This window comes from Salmonella sp. GDC200615 (genome assembly GCF_050574145.1).
GTDB lineage: Bacteria > Pseudomonadota > Gammaproteobacteria > Enterobacterales > Enterobacteriaceae > Salmonella > Salmonella enterica.
Map to the genome: position 1 here is coordinate 4,317,576 of NZ_CP192247.1, position 16,652 is coordinate 4,334,227.

The 16,652-nt window shown below is 52.6% G+C and carries 16 protein-coding genes and 1 pseudogene; 9 read left to right on the plus strand and 8 right to left on the minus strand.

The features are described 5' to 3' along the window. Positions 1–104: 104 nt before the first annotated feature. Genes ACQ29O_RS20925 through nudC form a run of 4 tightly spaced genes read right to left on the minus strand, consistent with a single transcriptional unit; the run spans position 105 to position 3,296 of the window. A complete protein-coding gene (locus tag ACQ29O_RS20925; protein WP_000940092.1) occupies positions 105–695 on the minus strand; it encodes a YjaG family protein in 591 nt (196 codons plus the stop codon). Between the two features lie 41 nt (positions 696–736). Continuing rightward, positions 737–1,408: a deoxyribonuclease V gene (gene nfi / locus ACQ29O_RS20930; protein ID WP_000362363.1), complete on the minus strand. Its 672-nt coding sequence runs from the start codon at positions 1,406–1,408 to the stop codon at positions 737–739. 9 nt (positions 1,409–1,417) lie between these two features. After that, entirely contained in the window at positions 1,418–2,482 is a 1,065-nt protein-coding gene (gene hemE, locus ACQ29O_RS20935) for a uroporphyrinogen decarboxylase (RefSeq protein WP_000137619.1), read from the minus strand. 40 nt (positions 2,483–2,522) lie between these two features. Beyond that, positions 2,523–3,296, minus strand: coding sequence for an NAD(+) diphosphatase (gene nudC, locus ACQ29O_RS20940; protein ID WP_000373958.1), 774 nt, complete (start codon positions 3,294–3,296; stop codon positions 2,523–2,525). Positions 3,297–3,388: 92 nt separating this feature from the next. Here nudC and rsd point away from each other — a divergent pair, with 92 nt between their 5' ends. The 7 genes from rsd to thiH all read left to right on the plus strand — a co-directional run bounded on the left by rsd (position 3,389) and on the right by thiH (position 9,605). After that, positions 3,389–3,877: a sigma D regulator gene (gene rsd / locus ACQ29O_RS20945; protein ID WP_000934315.1), complete on the plus strand. Its 489-nt coding sequence runs from the start codon at positions 3,389–3,391 to the stop codon at positions 3,875–3,877. Between the two features lie 363 nt (positions 3,878–4,240). Then, entirely contained in the window at positions 4,241–6,136 is a 1,896-nt protein-coding gene (gene thiC / locus ACQ29O_RS20950) for a phosphomethylpyrimidine synthase ThiC (RefSeq protein ID WP_000108429.1), read from the plus strand. Continuing rightward, a complete protein-coding gene (gene thiE, locus ACQ29O_RS20955; RefSeq protein WP_254486136.1) occupies positions 6,136–6,771 on the plus strand; it encodes a thiamine phosphate synthase in 636 nt (211 codons plus the stop codon). Before thiC ends, thiE begins: the two co-directional genes overlap by 1 nt. Further along, entirely contained in the window at positions 6,764–7,522 is a 759-nt protein-coding gene (locus ACQ29O_RS20960) for a HesA/MoeB/ThiF family protein (RefSeq protein ID WP_000999761.1), read from the plus strand. Before thiE ends, ACQ29O_RS20960 begins: the two co-directional genes overlap by 8 nt. Next, positions 7,503–7,703 carry a sulfur carrier protein ThiS gene (thiS, locus tag ACQ29O_RS20965; RefSeq protein WP_001166833.1) on the plus strand — a complete coding sequence of 67 codons (201 nt, stop codon included), beginning with the start codon at positions 7,503–7,505 and terminating at the stop codon, positions 7,701–7,703. The genes ACQ29O_RS20960 and thiS overlap by 20 nt, the downstream gene beginning before the upstream one ends. Before the next feature lies 1 nt (position 7,704). Beyond that, positions 7,705–8,475 (plus strand): thiazole synthase, encoded by a 771-nt coding sequence (thiG, locus tag ACQ29O_RS20970; RefSeq protein WP_000944083.1) that lies wholly within the window; start codon positions 7,705–7,707, stop codon positions 8,473–8,475. Then, complete coding sequence (gene thiH / locus ACQ29O_RS20975; protein WP_000847564.1) at positions 8,472–9,605, plus strand: 2-iminoacetate synthase ThiH; 1,134 nt, start codon at positions 8,472–8,474, stop codon at positions 9,603–9,605. The genes thiG and thiH overlap by 4 nt, the downstream gene beginning before the upstream one ends. Positions 9,606–9,755: 150 nt before the next feature. Here thiH and ACQ29O_RS20980 read toward each other — a convergent pair whose 3' ends face one another. Beyond that, positions 9,756–9,944, minus strand: coding sequence for a hypothetical protein (locus tag ACQ29O_RS20980; RefSeq protein WP_001526923.1), 189 nt, complete (start codon positions 9,942–9,944; stop codon positions 9,756–9,758). Here ACQ29O_RS20980 and ACQ29O_RS20985 point away from each other — a divergent pair. Continuing rightward, positions 9,927–10,034: pseudogene (locus ACQ29O_RS20985) on the plus strand (IS481 family transposase); the annotation flags it as partial. The gene ACQ29O_RS20980 and the pseudogene ACQ29O_RS20985 sit on opposite strands and share 18 nt — an antisense overlap. Before the next feature lie 232 nt (positions 10,035–10,266). Here the strand turns inward: ACQ29O_RS20985 and ACQ29O_RS20990 are convergent. Next, positions 10,267–11,295 (minus strand): type III secretion system effector arginine glycosyltransferase SseK1, encoded by a 1,029-nt coding sequence (locus tag ACQ29O_RS20990; protein WP_000400596.1) that lies wholly within the window; start codon positions 11,293–11,295, stop codon positions 10,267–10,269. 380 nt (positions 11,296–11,675) lie between these two features. On the opposite strand from ACQ29O_RS20990, the gene ACQ29O_RS20995 reads away from it, so the two are divergent. Continuing rightward, on the plus strand, positions 11,676–12,020 hold the full coding sequence (locus tag ACQ29O_RS20995) for a hypothetical protein (RefSeq protein WP_012543419.1): 345 nt from the start codon (positions 11,676–11,678) through the stop codon (positions 12,018–12,020). Between the two features lie 5 nt (positions 12,021–12,025). On the opposite strand, the gene ACQ29O_RS21000 is transcribed toward ACQ29O_RS20995, so the two are convergent. Together ACQ29O_RS21000 and rpoC are read right to left on the minus strand one after the other, a co-directional pair. After that, positions 12,026–12,349 carry a membrane protein gene (locus ACQ29O_RS21000; protein WP_001576436.1) on the minus strand — a complete coding sequence of 108 codons (324 nt, stop codon included), beginning with the start codon at positions 12,347–12,349 and terminating at the stop codon, positions 12,026–12,028. Positions 12,350–12,390: 41 nt separating this feature from the next. After that, entirely contained in the window at positions 12,391–16,614 is a 4,224-nt protein-coding gene (gene rpoC / locus ACQ29O_RS21005; protein ID WP_000653974.1) for a DNA-directed RNA polymerase subunit beta', read from the minus strand. Positions 16,615–16,652: the final 38 nt, after the last annotated feature.

The following is a 16,652-nucleotide window of genomic DNA, read 5'->3' on the forward strand; positions in this document are numbered from 1 at the left end:
CACCGATAGCCACTTTTTTTCGCCTCCCAAATGTAGACCAGACGGGGGGCATAAGGGAAGCCTTATGGCACGACAAATCAGACGTTAAATCACGTTTTCTGGTGTCATTGCTGAAAATTTATACCGATATTGCTCTCGCCAGCCTCGCGCAGGTCTGCCCTGAGCCCTTTTATCAGTTCAATATCACGTTCTTCGCAGTCGGCTAAAAGTCGGAATATTTCCCACTGAATATCCCATTCCTGTTCAACGGCAGGGTTCGTTTTGAGCTCCTCATCGGTCATTTCCCGACCAGCCTGAGTCATTTCCAACATCGCTACCGTAGTAATGGAAGTCTTACTAACCTCAATAGCGTGTTCCAGCGTTTCGCCGCTAAGGCGAGAATGCATTAATTCGCTTAATGCGACGCAGGCATCAATCGCCGGGTAAACGCCGTACAGATCATAGTCGTCAGCTGCCGGAATTGCCTCTTCAAACTTCTCCAGTTGGCTATCGAAATTGACCTTTGCATCTTTCACCGTCAGGGTTTCCCAGATCAGATCCAGAATGCGACGGTAGATCTGTCCGTCGCCGAATTCCGTCTGCTTGCAAAACATGGCGTAGTTCGGGTACATGCGCTCGCACAAGCAGGCCATAAAGGTAACGTGCTGCCAGCTTTCCAGCCGCTCCAGACGCAAATGAATCGGGTTTTGTAACATGATGGAATCTCGAATCGGAAATTAGCGGCAGTTTACCTGAATCAGCGCTGAATTTCTTGCCAACGAACAAACGCCGGACGTCCGGAAGCGACGGCATCCGCCCAGCGCGTCGGCTCCGGCAGGCGATACCCTTTCATACAGCGCTGTACCCACGCCAGCGCGCTGTCAGTACTGACCCGGTGCCCTGTCGCGATAAACAGCGGATTACAGCGCGCCTTGCTGCGCCATACCCACGCCAGTTGCTCGCCTTTATCCATTAAGGGGCTAAGTGCGCCAGGTTCGGTGGAAAGTGGTTCAAATTTACCGCATAGCCGTTTTTTCGCCACGCCGATGGTCGGCACGTCCACCAACAGTCCAAAATGACTGGCGACGCCAAGCCGACGCGGATGCGAAATACCGTGACCGTCCACAAACAGCAAATCGGGCTTTTGCGAGAGCTGTTCCCACGCCGCCAGCAGCGCAGGATATTCACGAAAAGAGAGAAAGCCGGGGATATACGGCATGGTGGTGGCAATACGTGCCACCTTGTACTCTACCAGTTCAAGCGACGGATATTTCAACAATACCATCGCCGCCCGCGTCACCTCGCCCCCCTGCTCAAAACCGACGTCCGCCCCGCCGATAAACGCTGGCGGATCTTTGTCCAGGCGATCTTCGCGGCAAACCGATGAAGCAAGTTCTATCTGTTGAGCGCGTAGCGACGCGAGATCCATACTAACTCCTTAGTTGTGATACTGCGCAGAAAGTCGGTGCACTGCCTCCACAAATGCGCCAGCATGTTCTGGCGGCACATCCTGATGGATGCCATGTCCAAGGTTAAAGACGTGCCCTTCTCCCTGACCGAAACCAGCAAGTATAGTCGCTACTTCGTCTTCGATCCGTGCCGGTGGCGCATACAGCATCGAGGGGTCCATATTGCCCTGCAGCGCCACTTTATGGCCAACGCGACGGCGCGCATCGGCGATATCTGTCGTCCAGTCGAGACCCAGCGCGTCGCAGCCGGTTTCCGCCATCGCCTCCAGCCACTGACCGCCACCTTTAGTGAACAGCGTTACCGGCACGCGGCGACCGTCGTTTTCACGCAGCAGGCCATCGACGATTTTATGCATGTAGTAGAGGGAGAACTGCTGGTAATCGCGGCCAGTCAGCACGCCGCCCCAGGTGTCGAAAATCATCACCGACTGCGCGCCCGCTTTGATTTGCGCGTTGAGGTACAGCGTGACGCTTTTCGCCAACTTATCCAGCAGCAGATGCAACGCCTGCGGGTCAGCGTACATCATCTTTTTAATCACCGTGAAGGCTTTGCTACTGCCGCCTTCCACCATGTAAGTCGCCAGCGTCCACGGGCTGCCGGAAAAGCCGATCAGCGGAACCTCGCCTTTTAGTTCGCGGCGAATCGTACGCACTGCATTCATCACATAACCCAGTTCATCTTCCGGATCGGGAATGGGCAGCTTATCGACATCGGCTTTGCAGGTGACAGGGGCCGTAAAGCGCGGGCCTTCCCCAGCTTCAAAATAGAGCCCCAGGCCCATCGCGTCCGGAATCGTCAGGATATCCGAGAAAAGGATCGCCGCATCAAGCGGATAACGGCGCAGCGGCTGTAAAGTGACCTCGCAGGCCAGTTCGGCATTTTTGCACAGCGACATAAAATCGCCCGCCTGAGCGCGAGTGGCTTTGTACTCCGGTAGATAACGGCCCGCCTGGCGCATCATCCACACTGGCGTAACATCAACGGGCTGGCGCAGCAGCGCACGTAGATAACGATCGTTTTTGAGTTCGGTCATTTTTACATTCCTTTAGCGTTGATGCGCCCAGTGTAACATGTCAATCATACTCAGCCCGACACATTGCCACCGTATCTTCGATCAAACGGCGCGCGACGGTGCCCGGCGGCGGCAGTAGCGGCAGATCGTCATAACGGTACCAATTTGCTTCCAACAGTTCTTTCGGGTCGATGACAATCTCGCCGCTGTCATACTCCGCCATGAAAGCAGTCATCAGCGACTGCGGGAAAGGCCACGGCTGGGAAGTCACATAGCGCAGATTTTTCACCTTAATGCCGCTCTCCTCCATCACTTCACGCGCGACCGCCTGTTCTAAGGTTTCGCCGACTTCAACAAACCCGGCCAGTACCGTATGCACGCCGTTGCGGTGGCGAACATGCTGGGCCAGCAGGATGGAATCCTCACGGCGGATCGCGACGATAATGCAGGGGGCAATTTGCGGATAGTAGCGTTCGCGGCAATGGCTGCACAGCATCGCCCATTCGGTTTTACTCGGGTGCATAGGGTGCCCGCAATAGCCGCAAAATTTATGCGAACGATAAAACTCCGCCAACTGTACGCCACGTCCCGCCAGTTGAAACAGCCCTGCATCCTGATCGATAACCTGGCGAACCGATCCCATATCATGACGTCGATGCTGTAACACCAGCCAAACGGGCTCGCCTTGCCATTCACCTATCCGGAGTGCGCGCTGCCCCACAAGATCGAAATTTGCCGCCAGCCCGTGTGGTAATTCCCCATACGGCAACCATAATTTTTGTTCATGGCTGACGATCCACCAGCCACTCTCTAATTTTTCAATTATACGATCCATAGCTATTGCACTACCTTTGCTTCACTGGCATGTTGTTAACATTATTTTTACATTCATGGCGAGCAGCCTTTATCTAACTTGCGGAGACAATCATGCTAAACCAGCTGGAAAACCTGACGGAGCGCGTTGGCGGAAGCAACAAACTGGTCGATCGCTGGCTGGATGTACGTAAGCACCTGCTCGTGGCTTACTACAATCTGGTTGGCATTAAGCCTGGCAAAGAATCGTACATGCGGCTGAATGAAAAAGCGCTGGATGATTTTTGTCAGAGCCTGGTCGATTACCTTTCCGCCGGGCACTTCAGTATTTATGAACGTATTCTCCATAAATTGGAAGGAAACGGTCAGCTTTTACATGCGGCAAAAATCTGGCCGCTGCTGGAAGATAATACGCAGCGCATTATGGATTATTACGACACCAGCCTGGAAACTGCCATCGATCACGATAATTGTCTCGAATTTCAACAAGCTCTGTCAGATATCGGCGAAGCGCTGGAAGCCCGCTTTGTGCTGGAAGACAAGCTGATTATGCTGGTGTTTGACGCGATGCACGACGGCGCCAGAGTCAAACGTCCCGCTTGAGTTCTGCGCGAGTAACAGGTAGTTTACTTCAGCCCCCTCTTCGGAGGGGCGGTTATCTTGTCGGAGTGCTAATTTTCCACAAAAGCGTTCGTGATGCGTCAAGGCGGCAAGTTGGTGAATCTCCAGGAGCTTACATAAGTAAGTGAATGGAGTGAGCGGACGAAGCCAACGAAGAGGCAGCGCGAAGGATGAAGTGGAAAAGGCTGAGACCGTTAATTCGGGATCCGCGGAACCTGATCAGGTTAATACCTGCGAAGGGAACAAGAGTAATTCTGCTTTATGCTGCTGCCTTTACGGGCGGCGCACATCCATTACTCCATCCGTCGTCTGACAAGCCACGTCCTTAATTTTTTGGAATGAGCTATGTCTACAACAACGTTAACCCGCCGCGAGCAGCGCGCTAAAGCCCAGCATTTTATCGATACGCTGGAAGGGACTGCCTTTCCCAACTCGAAACGCATCTACGTGACCGGTTCGCAGCATGATATTCGCGTACCGATGCGTGAAATTCAACTGAGCCCGACGCTCATCGGCGGCAGTAAAGACAACCAGCAGTTTGAAGAGAACGAAGCCGTGCCGGTGTACGACACCTCCGGCCCCTATGGCGATCCTGAGGTGGCGATTAACGTCCAGCAGGGTCTGGCGAAACTGCGCCAGCCATGGATTGACGCACGTAACGATAGCGAAGAATTAGACGACCGTAGCTCGGCTTATACCAGAGAACGTCTGGCCGACGATGGCCTGGACGATCTGCGTTTTACCGGCCTGCTGACGCCAAAACGCGCTAAAGCGGGCAAGCGCATCACCCAGTTACACTACGCCCGCCAAGGGATCGTCACTCCCGAAATGGAGTTCATCGCCATCCGTGAAAACATGGGCCGCGAGCGCATTTGCAGTGAAGTGCTGCGCCACCAGCATCCGGGGATGAGCTTTGGCGCGCGCCTGCCGGAAAACATTACGCCGGAATTCGTGCGTGATGAAGTCGCCGCGGGCCGCGCGATTATTCCCGCCAACATCAACCACCCGGAATCGGAGCCGATGATTATTGGCCGCAACTTCCTGGTCAAAGTGAATGCCAACATCGGTAACTCGGCGGTCACCTCCTCCATCGAAGAAGAGGTCGAGAAGCTGGTGTGGTCAACCCGCTGGGGCGCGGACACGGTGATGGACCTCTCCACCGGTCGCTATATTCACGAAACCCGCGAATGGATCCTGCGTAACAGCCCGGTACCGATCGGCACCGTCCCGATCTACCAGGCGCTGGAAAAGGTCAACGGGATCGCCGAAGATCTTACCTGGGAAGCGTTCCGCGACACGCTGCTGGAGCAGGCCGAACAGGGCGTCGACTACTTCACCATCCACGCCGGCGTGCTGCTGCGCTACGTGCCGATGACCGCCAAACGCCTGACCGGTATTGTCTCGCGCGGCGGTTCGATCATGGCGAAGTGGTGTCTCTCCCATCACAAAGAGAACTTCCTGTTCGAACATTTCCGCGAGATCTGCGAAATCTGCGCCGCCTACGACGTTTCCCTGTCGTTGGGCGACGGCCTGCGCCCCGGCTCCATTCAGGACGCCAACGACGAAGCGCAGTTCTCCGAGCTGCATACGCTGGGCGAGCTGACCAAAATCGCCTGGGAATACGACGTGCAGGTGATGATTGAAGGCCCGGGTCATGTACCCATGCATATGATTCAGCGCAACATGACCGAAGAGCTGGAGAGCTGCCATGAAGCACCGTTCTACACCTTAGGGCCATTGACTACCGATATCGCGCCGGGCTATGACCACTTCACCTCCGGGATCGGTGCCGCGATGATCGGCTGGTTTGGCTGCGCGATGCTGTGTTATGTGACGCCGAAAGAGCATCTCGGCCTGCCGAACAAAGAAGATGTGAAGCAGGGGCTAATCACCTACAAAATCGCCGCCCACGCCGCGGATTTAGCCAAAGGACATCCGGGCGCGCAGATCCGCGATAACGCCATGTCGAAAGCGCGCTTCGAATTCCGCTGGGAAGATCAGTTTAACCTCGCGCTCGACCCGTTCACCGCCCGCGCTTATCACGATGAAACCCTGCCGCAGGAGTCCGGCAAAGTCGCCCACTTCTGTTCCATGTGCGGGCCGAAATTCTGCTCGATGAAAATCAGCCAGGAGGTCCGCGACTACGCCGCCGCGCAAGCCATTGAAGTCGGCATGGCGGATATGTCGGAGAACTTCCGCGCCAAAGGCGGCGAAATTTATCTCAAACGGGAGGAAGCCTGATGTATCAGCCTGATTTCCCGACCGTGCCGTTCCGCCTCGGGCTTTACCCGGTGGTGGACAGCGTTGCATGGATTGAGCGTCTACTGGAGGCGGGCGTGCGCACGATCCAGCTGCGTATCAAAGATAAACGCGATGAAGAGGTGGAAGCGGATGTTATCGCTGCCATCGCGCTGGGGCGTCGTTATAACGCCCGTCTGTTTATCAACGACTACTGGCGTCTGGCAATTAAGCACCGCGCTTACGGCGTGCATCTCGGCCAGGAAGACCTTGAAACCACCGACCAGAAGGCCATTCAGGCGGCGGGGTTACGCCTGGGCGTATCGACTCACGATGATATGGAGATTGACGTCGCACTCGCCGCTAAGCCTTCTTATATCGCGCTCGGCCACGTCTTCCCCACGCAAACCAAGCAGATGCCTTCCGCCCCACAGGGGCTGGCGCAGTTGGCCAGTCATATTGAACGACTGGCGGATTACCCGACCGTCGCGATCGGCGGCATCAGCCTTGAACGCGCCACAGCGGTACTGGCGACCGGCGTCGGCAGTATTGCCGTGGTCAGCGCCATTACTCAGGCCGCCGACTGGCGCGCCGCTACCGCGCAGTTACTGGATATTGCGGGAGTTGGCGATGAATGACCGCGATTTTATGCGCTACAGCCGGCAAATCCTGCTCGGCGATATCGCCATTGAAGGCCAGCAAAAGCTGCTCGCGAGTCATGTACTGATCGTAGGTTTAGGCGGGTTAGGTTCACCCGCCGCGCTGTATCTGGCGGGAGCAGGCATTGGCAAACTGACGCTGGCAGACGATGACGACATTCATCTGAGCAATTTGCAGCGCCAGATCCTGTTTACCACCGATGATATCGCGCGTTCGAAATCCCAGGTTGCCCGGCAGCGCCTGACGCAGCTCAACCCGGATATCGAACTGGTCTCGCTCCAGCGGCGACTAAAAGGCGATGCGCTCCGGCATGCGGTCTCGCGAGCCGACGTGGTGCTCGACTGTACCGATAACATGTCCACGCGCCAGGAAATCAACGCCGCCTGCGTCGCGCTCAATACCCCACTCATCACCGCCAGCGCCGTCGGCTTTGGCGGCCAGTTGATGGTGCTCACGCCACCGTGGGAACAAGGCTGTTACCGCTGCCTGTGGCCAGATGATGTGGAGCCGGAACGCAACTGCCGCACCGCTGGGGTGCTCGGTCCGGTGGTGGGCGTGATGGGTACCTTGCAGGCGCTGGAGGCGATTAAATTACTCAGCGGTATTGAAACACCGAACGGGCAGCTACGTCTGTTTGACGGCAAAACCAGCCAGTGGCGCAGCCTCGCGCTGCGTCGCGCCAGCGGCTGTCCGGTATGCGGAGGGCAGCATGCAAATTCAATTCAATGATGAGCCGATGCAGTGCGCCGCAGGGCAAACCGTCAGCGGGCTGCTTATCCAGCTCAACCAGCTCAAACCGGGCGCAGCGTTGGCGCTCAATCAGCAGATCCTGCCGCGCGAGCAGTGGGAACAGCAAATCGTGCAGGAAGGCGACCAGATCCTGCTTTTTCAGGTTATTGCAGGGGGTTGAGATGTTACGTATTGCCGACAAAACGTTTGATTCACATCTGTTCACCGGTACCGGGAAATTTGCCTCATCGCAACTGATGGTCGAGGCAATTCGCGCTTCCGGCAGCCAACTGGTGACGCTGGCGATGAAGCGCGTGGATTTACGTCAGCACAACGATGCGATTCTGGCGCCGCTCATTGAAGCGGGCGTCACGCTGCTGCCCAATACCTCCGGGGCGAAAACCGCTGAAGAGGCGATCTTCGCCGCCCAGCTGGCGCGTGAAGCGCTGGGCACAAACTGGTTGAAATTAGAAATCCACCCGGACGCCCGCTGGCTATTGCCGGATCCGATCGAAACGCTAAAAGCCGCCGAGGCGCTGGTGAAGCAGGGTTTTGTGGTGCTGCCCTACTGCGGCGCGGATCCGGTGTTGTGCAAGCGGTTGGAAGAGGTCGGCTGCGCGGCGGTGATGCCGCTTGGCGCGCCTATCGGTTCGAATCAGGGGCTGGAAACCAAAACCATGCTGGAGATTATTATCCAGCAGGCCACCGTGCCGGTGGTGGTCGACGCCGGGATCGGCGTGCCCAGCCATGCGGCGCAGGCGCTGGAAATGGGCGCTGATGCGGTACTGGTCAACACGGCGATTGCCGTGGCGGACGATCCGGTGATGATGGCAACCGCTTTCCGTCTGGCGGTGGAAGCCGGATTACTGGCGCGTCAGGCGGTGCCGGGGAATCGTAGCACCTACGCCAGCGCCACCAGCCCGCTCACCGGCTTTCTGGAGGCCCTGGCATGAAAACCTTCACCGACCGCTGGCGGCAACTGGAGTGGGACGATATTCGCCTGCGCATCAACGGTAAAACTGCCGCCGACGTGGAGCGCGCGCTGAACGCCGCGCATCTTAGCCGGGACGATTTGATGGCGTTGCTCTCCCCCGCCGCCGCCGATTATCTGGAACCGATAGCGCAGCGGGCACAAAGGCTGACCCGACAACGCTTTGGCAACACCGTCAGTTTCTACGTGCCGCTTTATCTCTCAAACCTCTGTGCCAACGACTGCACCTACTGCGGCTTCTCGATGAGCAACCGCATTAAGCGTAAGACGCTGGATGAGGCTAAAATTGCCCGCGAGTGCTCAGCTATCCGTGAGCTGGGTTTTGAACATCTGCTGTTGGTCACCGGCGAACATCAGGCCAAAGTCGGCATGGACTATTTCCGCCGCCATCTCCCGGCCATTCGTCGCCAATTTTCATCATTACAGATGGAAGTCCAGCCCTTGTCGCAAGAAAACTACGCGGAGCTCAAAACGCTGGGGATCGATGGCGTGATGGTTTATCAGGAAACTTACCATGAGGCAATCTATGCACAGCATCACCTGAAGGGAAAGAAACAGGACTTTTTCTGGCGGCTGGAAACGCCGGATCGGTTAGGCCGGGCAGGTATCGACAAAATTGGTTTAGGCGCGCTAATCGGGCTTTCCGACAGCTGGCGGGTTGATTGCTATATGGTGGCGGAGCATCTGTTGTGGATGCAGAAACACTATTGGCAGAGTCGCTATTCTGTTTCCTTCCCGCGTCTGCGTCCGTGTACTGGCGGTGTGGAACCCGCATCTGTGATGGATGAAAAGCAACTGGTGCAAACCATTTGCGCGTTTCGTTTACTGGCGCCAGAAATTGAGCTCTCACTCTCCACCCGCGAATCGCCCTGGTTCCGTGACCATGTGATTCCTCTGGCAATCAACAACGTCAGCGCCTTCTCGAAAACGCAGCCCGGCGGCTACGCTGACGATCATCCGGAACTGGAGCAGTTTTCTCCCCACGATGCCCGTCGGCCTGAAACAGTAGCAAGCGCGTTAAGCGCGCAAGGATTGCAGCCCGTCTGGAAAGACTGGGACAGTTGGCTGGGGCGCGCTTCGCAAATTCGGTGAACCCGTATGTAAACGCATTAGTATTTCACGAGCGAGTACGTAATGTGAAAAACGGGAGATTGTTATCGACCTCCCGTTTTTTTATTTTGTCATCGTCAGCAACGGAAGCTGACCAAGGCAAAGTATCCCTTCCTCATTATTGCCCAGCCTTCACCCCTTCATCAGTAACTGACGACCGGGGGCTGGCCACTGGATTATCGAAATAGCGGTGAACTTGAAGTTTTCGGGCAGCGTTCCTGACTGTAATTTCGCTGGCGGCCCCTCTTCCAACCGTGTCTGCTGATCGTTTTTGTCCATAAAATGATGCCCCAGAACAACGGGAATCAGGGGCGAACCCATCAGGGAAAAATGTGTTGCGGCCGGACGCCGATGGTAACGTTACTTGATGGAAAACGCATCTGGGCTGACAAAAATTTAAGCCAGATGTAATCTGACAGATATCTGTATAAATAAAATTGTTATTTAATAACCAATTAAATTATTTAAGCTCTTCTTACCCCCATATTTCACAAGGAATGCCGTATATCTCCGTTCTGAACAGCACTGCGATTTTAAAGTGGCGTTGTAGTAGAGAAAACTGAGCAACAAATATTTTTCGCCGAAACTTGATAGTTTATGCCAATATTTTATGTATTCAATAGCATGATTATTGCCATTTCCGCTACTGCACATGCCTCGCCCATGAACTTTGCGTAAACTGACTGGTATTCATTATAATGTTATCATGCTTAAACTCAATAAAATCGCAAAAAGAATTATAATCTTCATTTAAAGAATAATTAAAATGTTTTCTAATTCCATTACATACACCATCAGAATAGGGATCAGCATCAAATTTAGTATGCATTATTTCTAATCCAGCAAGTAAAGCCGGGTGGTTATTGCGATCAACAGCTATTATCCCGTTTTCCATAGAAGCACGGCCATCTATCCTTTCTACATGAACAGCGATTCCATCCGGAATATATATACCCCCCAGTTTTTCCGTGATAATCATATCAGCATCAAGATATATACACCCACTATTTGTTGATAAATCATAACACCCAACCTTATCCGCCTCCAAAAATAACTGACCAGCCTTTAACATAGCCATATTCCTGTAAAAATCAAACCATCCATGGCCTTTATCCAGTAAGTAAGATTTAATTAATGAATCATTACCCTCTTGAATATCACTCAATTCTTTTTTCAATAGCTGCAGTAAATGACAATCCCTTTTTTCTTCTGGCATGGACTCTTGCTTAGAAATATTTTCCATATAAATTTCTGATAATTTTTTATCGTACATACTAAAGTCAATATCATTTCTATATATGACTTTTATGTTTTCATAGTCATACTCAAGTTTTGAAAAAGCATCCTTTTGTCCCGGAAAAAAATCACCATCTACAAAAATACCTATAAGACGTTCTTTTTCAATTGTTGCTGCTTTAATGATATTGTTAAGGTAGGGGTTTTTCTCTGTGTTAATTATAGGTATATCATTTTTCCCAAAGCGAGCAGGATTCCGCTCAAACCACTGGAAAAGAAGAGGGGTTTTCTCATCTAAAAAGCACAAGGGATAATCTTTTCCATTAAAACTTATAAACTGAATGTCCCTGTTGGTAACAGTTTTAACCAATTCATTTTTTGAAAGCGCGGGAACATATCTATTTAATGGTGGGATCATAACAATTAAATGCTCCATACTTACTTCATTACATATTTTACATGATGATTATTAGCACATGTTTTTTAGCGTTGCAATCGCTGTCAGCTAAAAGATGCTAAACTAAGCATTAACCGGAGGATACATAAATACCCTACCAGTGAGCAATTAAATAAATAATTTATTAACTTTACTTTTATTCCAGAAATGGCATCATATTTATAATTCCTGTAATAAGAGCAAACAAAGACCTTAATGGAATTAAATCCTTCATTTAATAATTTAAAATGTCCCGCGTAAACAATCAATAAAACAGGTTTATCATTTAATGTATGAACAGCAGGTATTTTATAATGGCGAGCCAATAGACTTTAATAACTTAGATTTATGGGATAAATTTAAAGTCACATTTGGAATCAATGTTACAGAAAAAAACAAACCCAATGATAAAAAATTTCAATTTTGAGTATTGTGGATTCTCTACTTTTATTACGCCGGTTGATGGCGTTGGCGGGATTTTAGCAAAGTGGCTCTCAAACAAACATAATGTAATTGTCCCAACGCCTTATACATTCGGTCAAGACCCCATTCCTGGCGTCAATCTTTATCGTAATACAAAAGCAAAATTTGTTATGGCTAACGGTGGTAATAGTCTTCCCTGTGCGATGGCAAAATATAATACAAAAACTGGACAATTTATTCATATAACCAGTGATAATGATTTTTCACCAATAATACGAGAAACAAGAGTCATGAAAAAATAATTCATTTATTCATTAATATTTATAATTACAGATAAAACCAAGAGCCAGCATGGCATTGAAAAATAAAATACGGCTTTTTTATCCGCGCTGGTTTTGACTCGATGAAGAATAGCGGTGGCGACAATAATAATAAGACAATAAATAAATATAAGTAATGATTTATGGTGAAGTATATATAACGATAGAAACAATAAAAAAGCGGACAGAACGTTTGAAATGGTTATCTTTTTTGTAAATACTAAAAGACTAAACATTAAATAGATTAATGAAATAATCGCTGGCATTTTCTTTCCTTGTAGGCAAGCGACCCGGAATTCGGTATCCAGCATGAAGCTGGTGGAGGGATAAATACCCCTCCACCATTTAACGATTACTCGTTATCAGAACCGCCCAGACCTGCGTTCAGCAGTTCTGCCAGGCTTGCAGATGCATCTTCCGCAGTGACCTGCGGTGTTGCTGGCTGCTCGCCCGCGGCGCGACGGCGCATACGATCCTGGTGGTACGCATAACCGGTACCCGCCGGGATCAGACGACCCACGATAACGTTCTCTTTCAGGCCGCGCAGTTCGTCGCGTTTACCCGCAACGGCTGCTTCGGTCAGGACACGCGTGGTCTCCTGGAACGATGCGGCAGAGATGAACGATTCGGTTGCCAGAGACGCTTTGGTGATACCCAGCAGATCGCGGGAGAAGGTAGCCCCCACTTTGCCGTTCGCTTCCAGCTCGCGGTTAGCGATCTTGACGCGGGAATATTCAACCTGTTCGCCTTCCAGGAAGTCGGAACTACCGGCGCTTTCGATGGTCGCTTTACGCAGCATCTGACGAACGATAACTTCGATGTGTTTATCGTTAATCTTAACGCCCTGCAGACGGTATACATCCTGGACTTCGTTAACGATGTAACGCGTCACAGCATGAACACCACGCAGACGCAGAATATCGTGCGGCGCTTCCGGACCGTCGGAAATCACATCACCACGTTCTACACGTTCCCCTTCGAACACGTTGAGCTGACGCCATTTCGGAATCATCTCTTCGTACGGATCGCTACCATCAACCGGCGTAATCACCAGACGACGTTTGCCTTTGGTTTCTTTACCGAAGGAAACGATACCTGCGATTTCCGCCAGAATGGCCGGCTCTTTCGGACGACGCGCTTCGAACAGGTCCGCAACGCGCGGCAGACCACCGGTGATATCCTTGGTACCGCCGGATTCCTGAGGAATACGCGCCAGGGTGTCACCAGAACTGATCTGTACGCCATCTTCCAGCTGTACAATCGCTTTACCCGGCAGGAAGTACTGCGCAGGCATATCGGTACCCGGGATCAGAACGTCATTACCCTGAGCATCAACGATTTTCAGCGCCGGACGCAGATCTTTACCACCGGTAGTACGTTCAGCCGAATCCAGAACCACCAGCGAAGACAAACCGGTCAGTTCGTCGGTCTGACGCGTAATGGTCTGACCGTCGATCATGTCAGTGAAGCGGATGAAACCACTCACTTCGGTGATAACCGGCATGGTGTGCGGGTCCCAGTTTGCCACGGTTTCGCCGCCGGCAACCTGCTCGCCATCACCTTTCGCCATGACAGCGCCATAAGGCACTTTATAGCTCTCTTTGGTACGACCGAATTCGTCGATCAGCTTCAGTTCGGTGTTACGGGAAGTGATAACCAGTTTACCGCTGGAGTTCACAACCGACTTCACGTTGCTGAGCTTGATGCTACCTTTGTTCTTAACCTGGATGCTGGATTCAGCAGCCGCACGCGATGCCGCACCACCGATGTGGAACGTACGCATCGTCAGCTGTGTACCCGGTTCACCGATGGATTGTGCCGCGATAACGCCGATAGCTTCACCTTTGTTGATGATGTGGCCACGCGCCAGGTCACGACCATAGCAGTGCGCACATACACCAAAGTCGGTGTCGCAGGATACAACGGAACGCACTTTAACGGCGTCAACGGAGTTTGCTTCCAGCAGGTCACACCACTGTTCGTGCAGCAGCGTGTTGCGTGGAACCAGAATGTCCGCCGTACCCGGCTTCAGCACATCTTCCGCCGTCACACGACCCAGAACGCGGTCACGCAGCGGCTCTTTAACATCGCCCCCCTCGATAACCGGGGTCATCAGGATACCTTCGTGCGTACCACAGTCATCTTCGGTCACCACCAGATCCTGCGCGACGTCAACCAGACGACGGGTCAGATAACCGGAGTTCGCGGTTTTCAGTGCGGTATCCGCCAGACCTTTACGAGCACCGTGGGTGGAGATGAAGTACTGGAGTACGTTCAGACCTTCACGGAAGTTCGCGGTGATTGGCGTTTCGATGATGGAGCCATCCGGCTTCGCCATCAGACCACGCATACCAGCAAGCTGACGAATCTGTGCCGCAGAACCACGCGCACCGGAGTCGGCCATCATGTAGATGCTGTTGAAGGAGACCTGCTGCTCTTCCTGGCCGTCACGGTTAATCACGGTTTCAGTTTGCAGGTTATCCATCATCGCTTTAGATACACGATCGTTCGCCGCAGCCCAGATATCGATAACTTTGTTATAGCGTTCGCCAGCGGTTACCAGACCAGACTGGAACTGCTCCTGGATCTCAGCAACTTCAGCTTCCGCCTCAGAAATGATCTCGTGTTTTTTCTCCGGGATGACCATGTCATCAATACCAACGGACGCACCTGAACGCGCTGCATAAGCAAAGCCGGTGTACATCGTCTGGTCCGCAAAAATAACGGTCGGTTTCAGGCCCAGAATACGGTAGCAAGTGTTCAGCATTTTGGAGATCGCTTTCTTGCCCAGCGCCTGGTTGACGATGGAGAAAGGCAGACCTTTCGGTACGATCATCCACAGAATGGCGCGACCAACGGTCGTGTCTTTCAGGCTGGTGTGCGCAACGAATTCGCCGTTTTCATCTTTTTCATATTCAGTGATACGCACTTTAACGCGCGCATGCAGAGAGGCCAGACCTGCGCGATAGATACGCTCAGCTTCTTTCGGGCCAGTCAGCACCATGCCTTCGCCTTTGGCGTTAACACAGTCACGGGTCATGTAGTACAGACCCAATACCACGTCCTGAGACGGAACGATGATAGGTTCGCCGTTCGCCGGAGACAGGATGTTGTTGGTAGACATCATCAGCGCACGCGCTTCAAGCTGGGCTTCCAGCGTCAGCGGTACGTGAACAGCCATCTGGTCACCATCGAAGTCAGCGTTATATGCCGCACAAACCAGCGGGTGCAGCTGGATAGCTTTACCTTCGATCAGTACCGGTTCAAATGCCTGGATACCCAGACGGTGCAGTGTTGGTGCACGGTTCAGCAGTACCGGGTGTTCGCGGATAACTTCGTCCAGGATATCCCAAACGACAGCTTCTTCGCGCTCAACCATTTTCTTCGCGGCTTTGATAGTGGTGGCCAGGCCACGCAGTTCCAGTTTGCCGTAGATGAACGGTTTGAACAGCTCCAGCGCCATTTTCTTCGGCAGACCGCACTGATGCAACCTAAGGTATGGACCTACGGTGATTACAGAACGACCGGAGTAGTCAACACGCTTACCGAGCAGGTTCTGACGGAAACGACCCTGCTTACCTTTGATCATGTCGGCCAAAGATTTCAGAGGACGTTTGTTAGAACCGGTGATCGCACGACCGCGACGACCGTTATCCAGCAGGGCGTCGACCGCTTCCTGCAGCATACGTTTTTCGTTGCGTACGATGATGTCCGGCGCAGCCAGATCCAGCAGACGCTTCAGACGGTTGTTACGGTTAATGACGCGACGATACAGATCGTTCAGGTCAGAAGTCGCGAAACGACCACCATCCAGCGGAACCAGCGGACGCAGATCTGGCGGCAGAACCGGCAGAACGGTCAGGATCATCCACTCTGGCTTGTTGCCAGACTGTACGAAGGCTTCCAGCAGTTTGATACGCTTGGTCAGCTTCTTACGCTTGGTTTCGGAGTTGGTTTCGTTCAGCTCTTCGCGCAGAGTTTCACACTCTTGCTCCAGATCCATGCTCTTCAGCAGGGCCTGGATAGCTTCCGCACCCATCTTCGCGTCGAATTCGTCACCGAACTCTTCCAGCGCGTCCAGATACTGCTCTTCAGTCAGGATCTGTTGACGTTCCAGGTTGGTCATACCGCCTTCGATAACCACATAAGATTCGAAGTACAGTACGCGTTCGATATCGCGCAACGGCATATCGAGCAGCAGACCGATACGGGACGGCAGCGATTTCAGGAACCAGATGTGAGCAGTCGGAGACGCCAGCTCGATGTGGCCCATACGCTCACGGCGTACTTTGGTCTGGGTCACTTCAACGCCGCACTTCTCACAAATAACACCACGGTGTTTCAGGCGCTTGTACTTACCGCACAGGCACTCGTAGTCTTTTACCGGCCCAAAGATACGGGCGCAGAAAAGGCCGCCACGCTCAGGTTTGAACGTACGGTAGTTGATGGTTTCCGGCTTTTTAACTTCACCGAAAGACCATGAACGGATCATGTCTGGCGAAGCCAGAGCAATTTTGATCGCATCAAACTCTTCGGTTTTAGTCTGCGCTTTCAGAAACTTTAATAAATCTTTCACGGATTTGCTCCCGTCGGAGTTAGCACAATCTGGTGTCG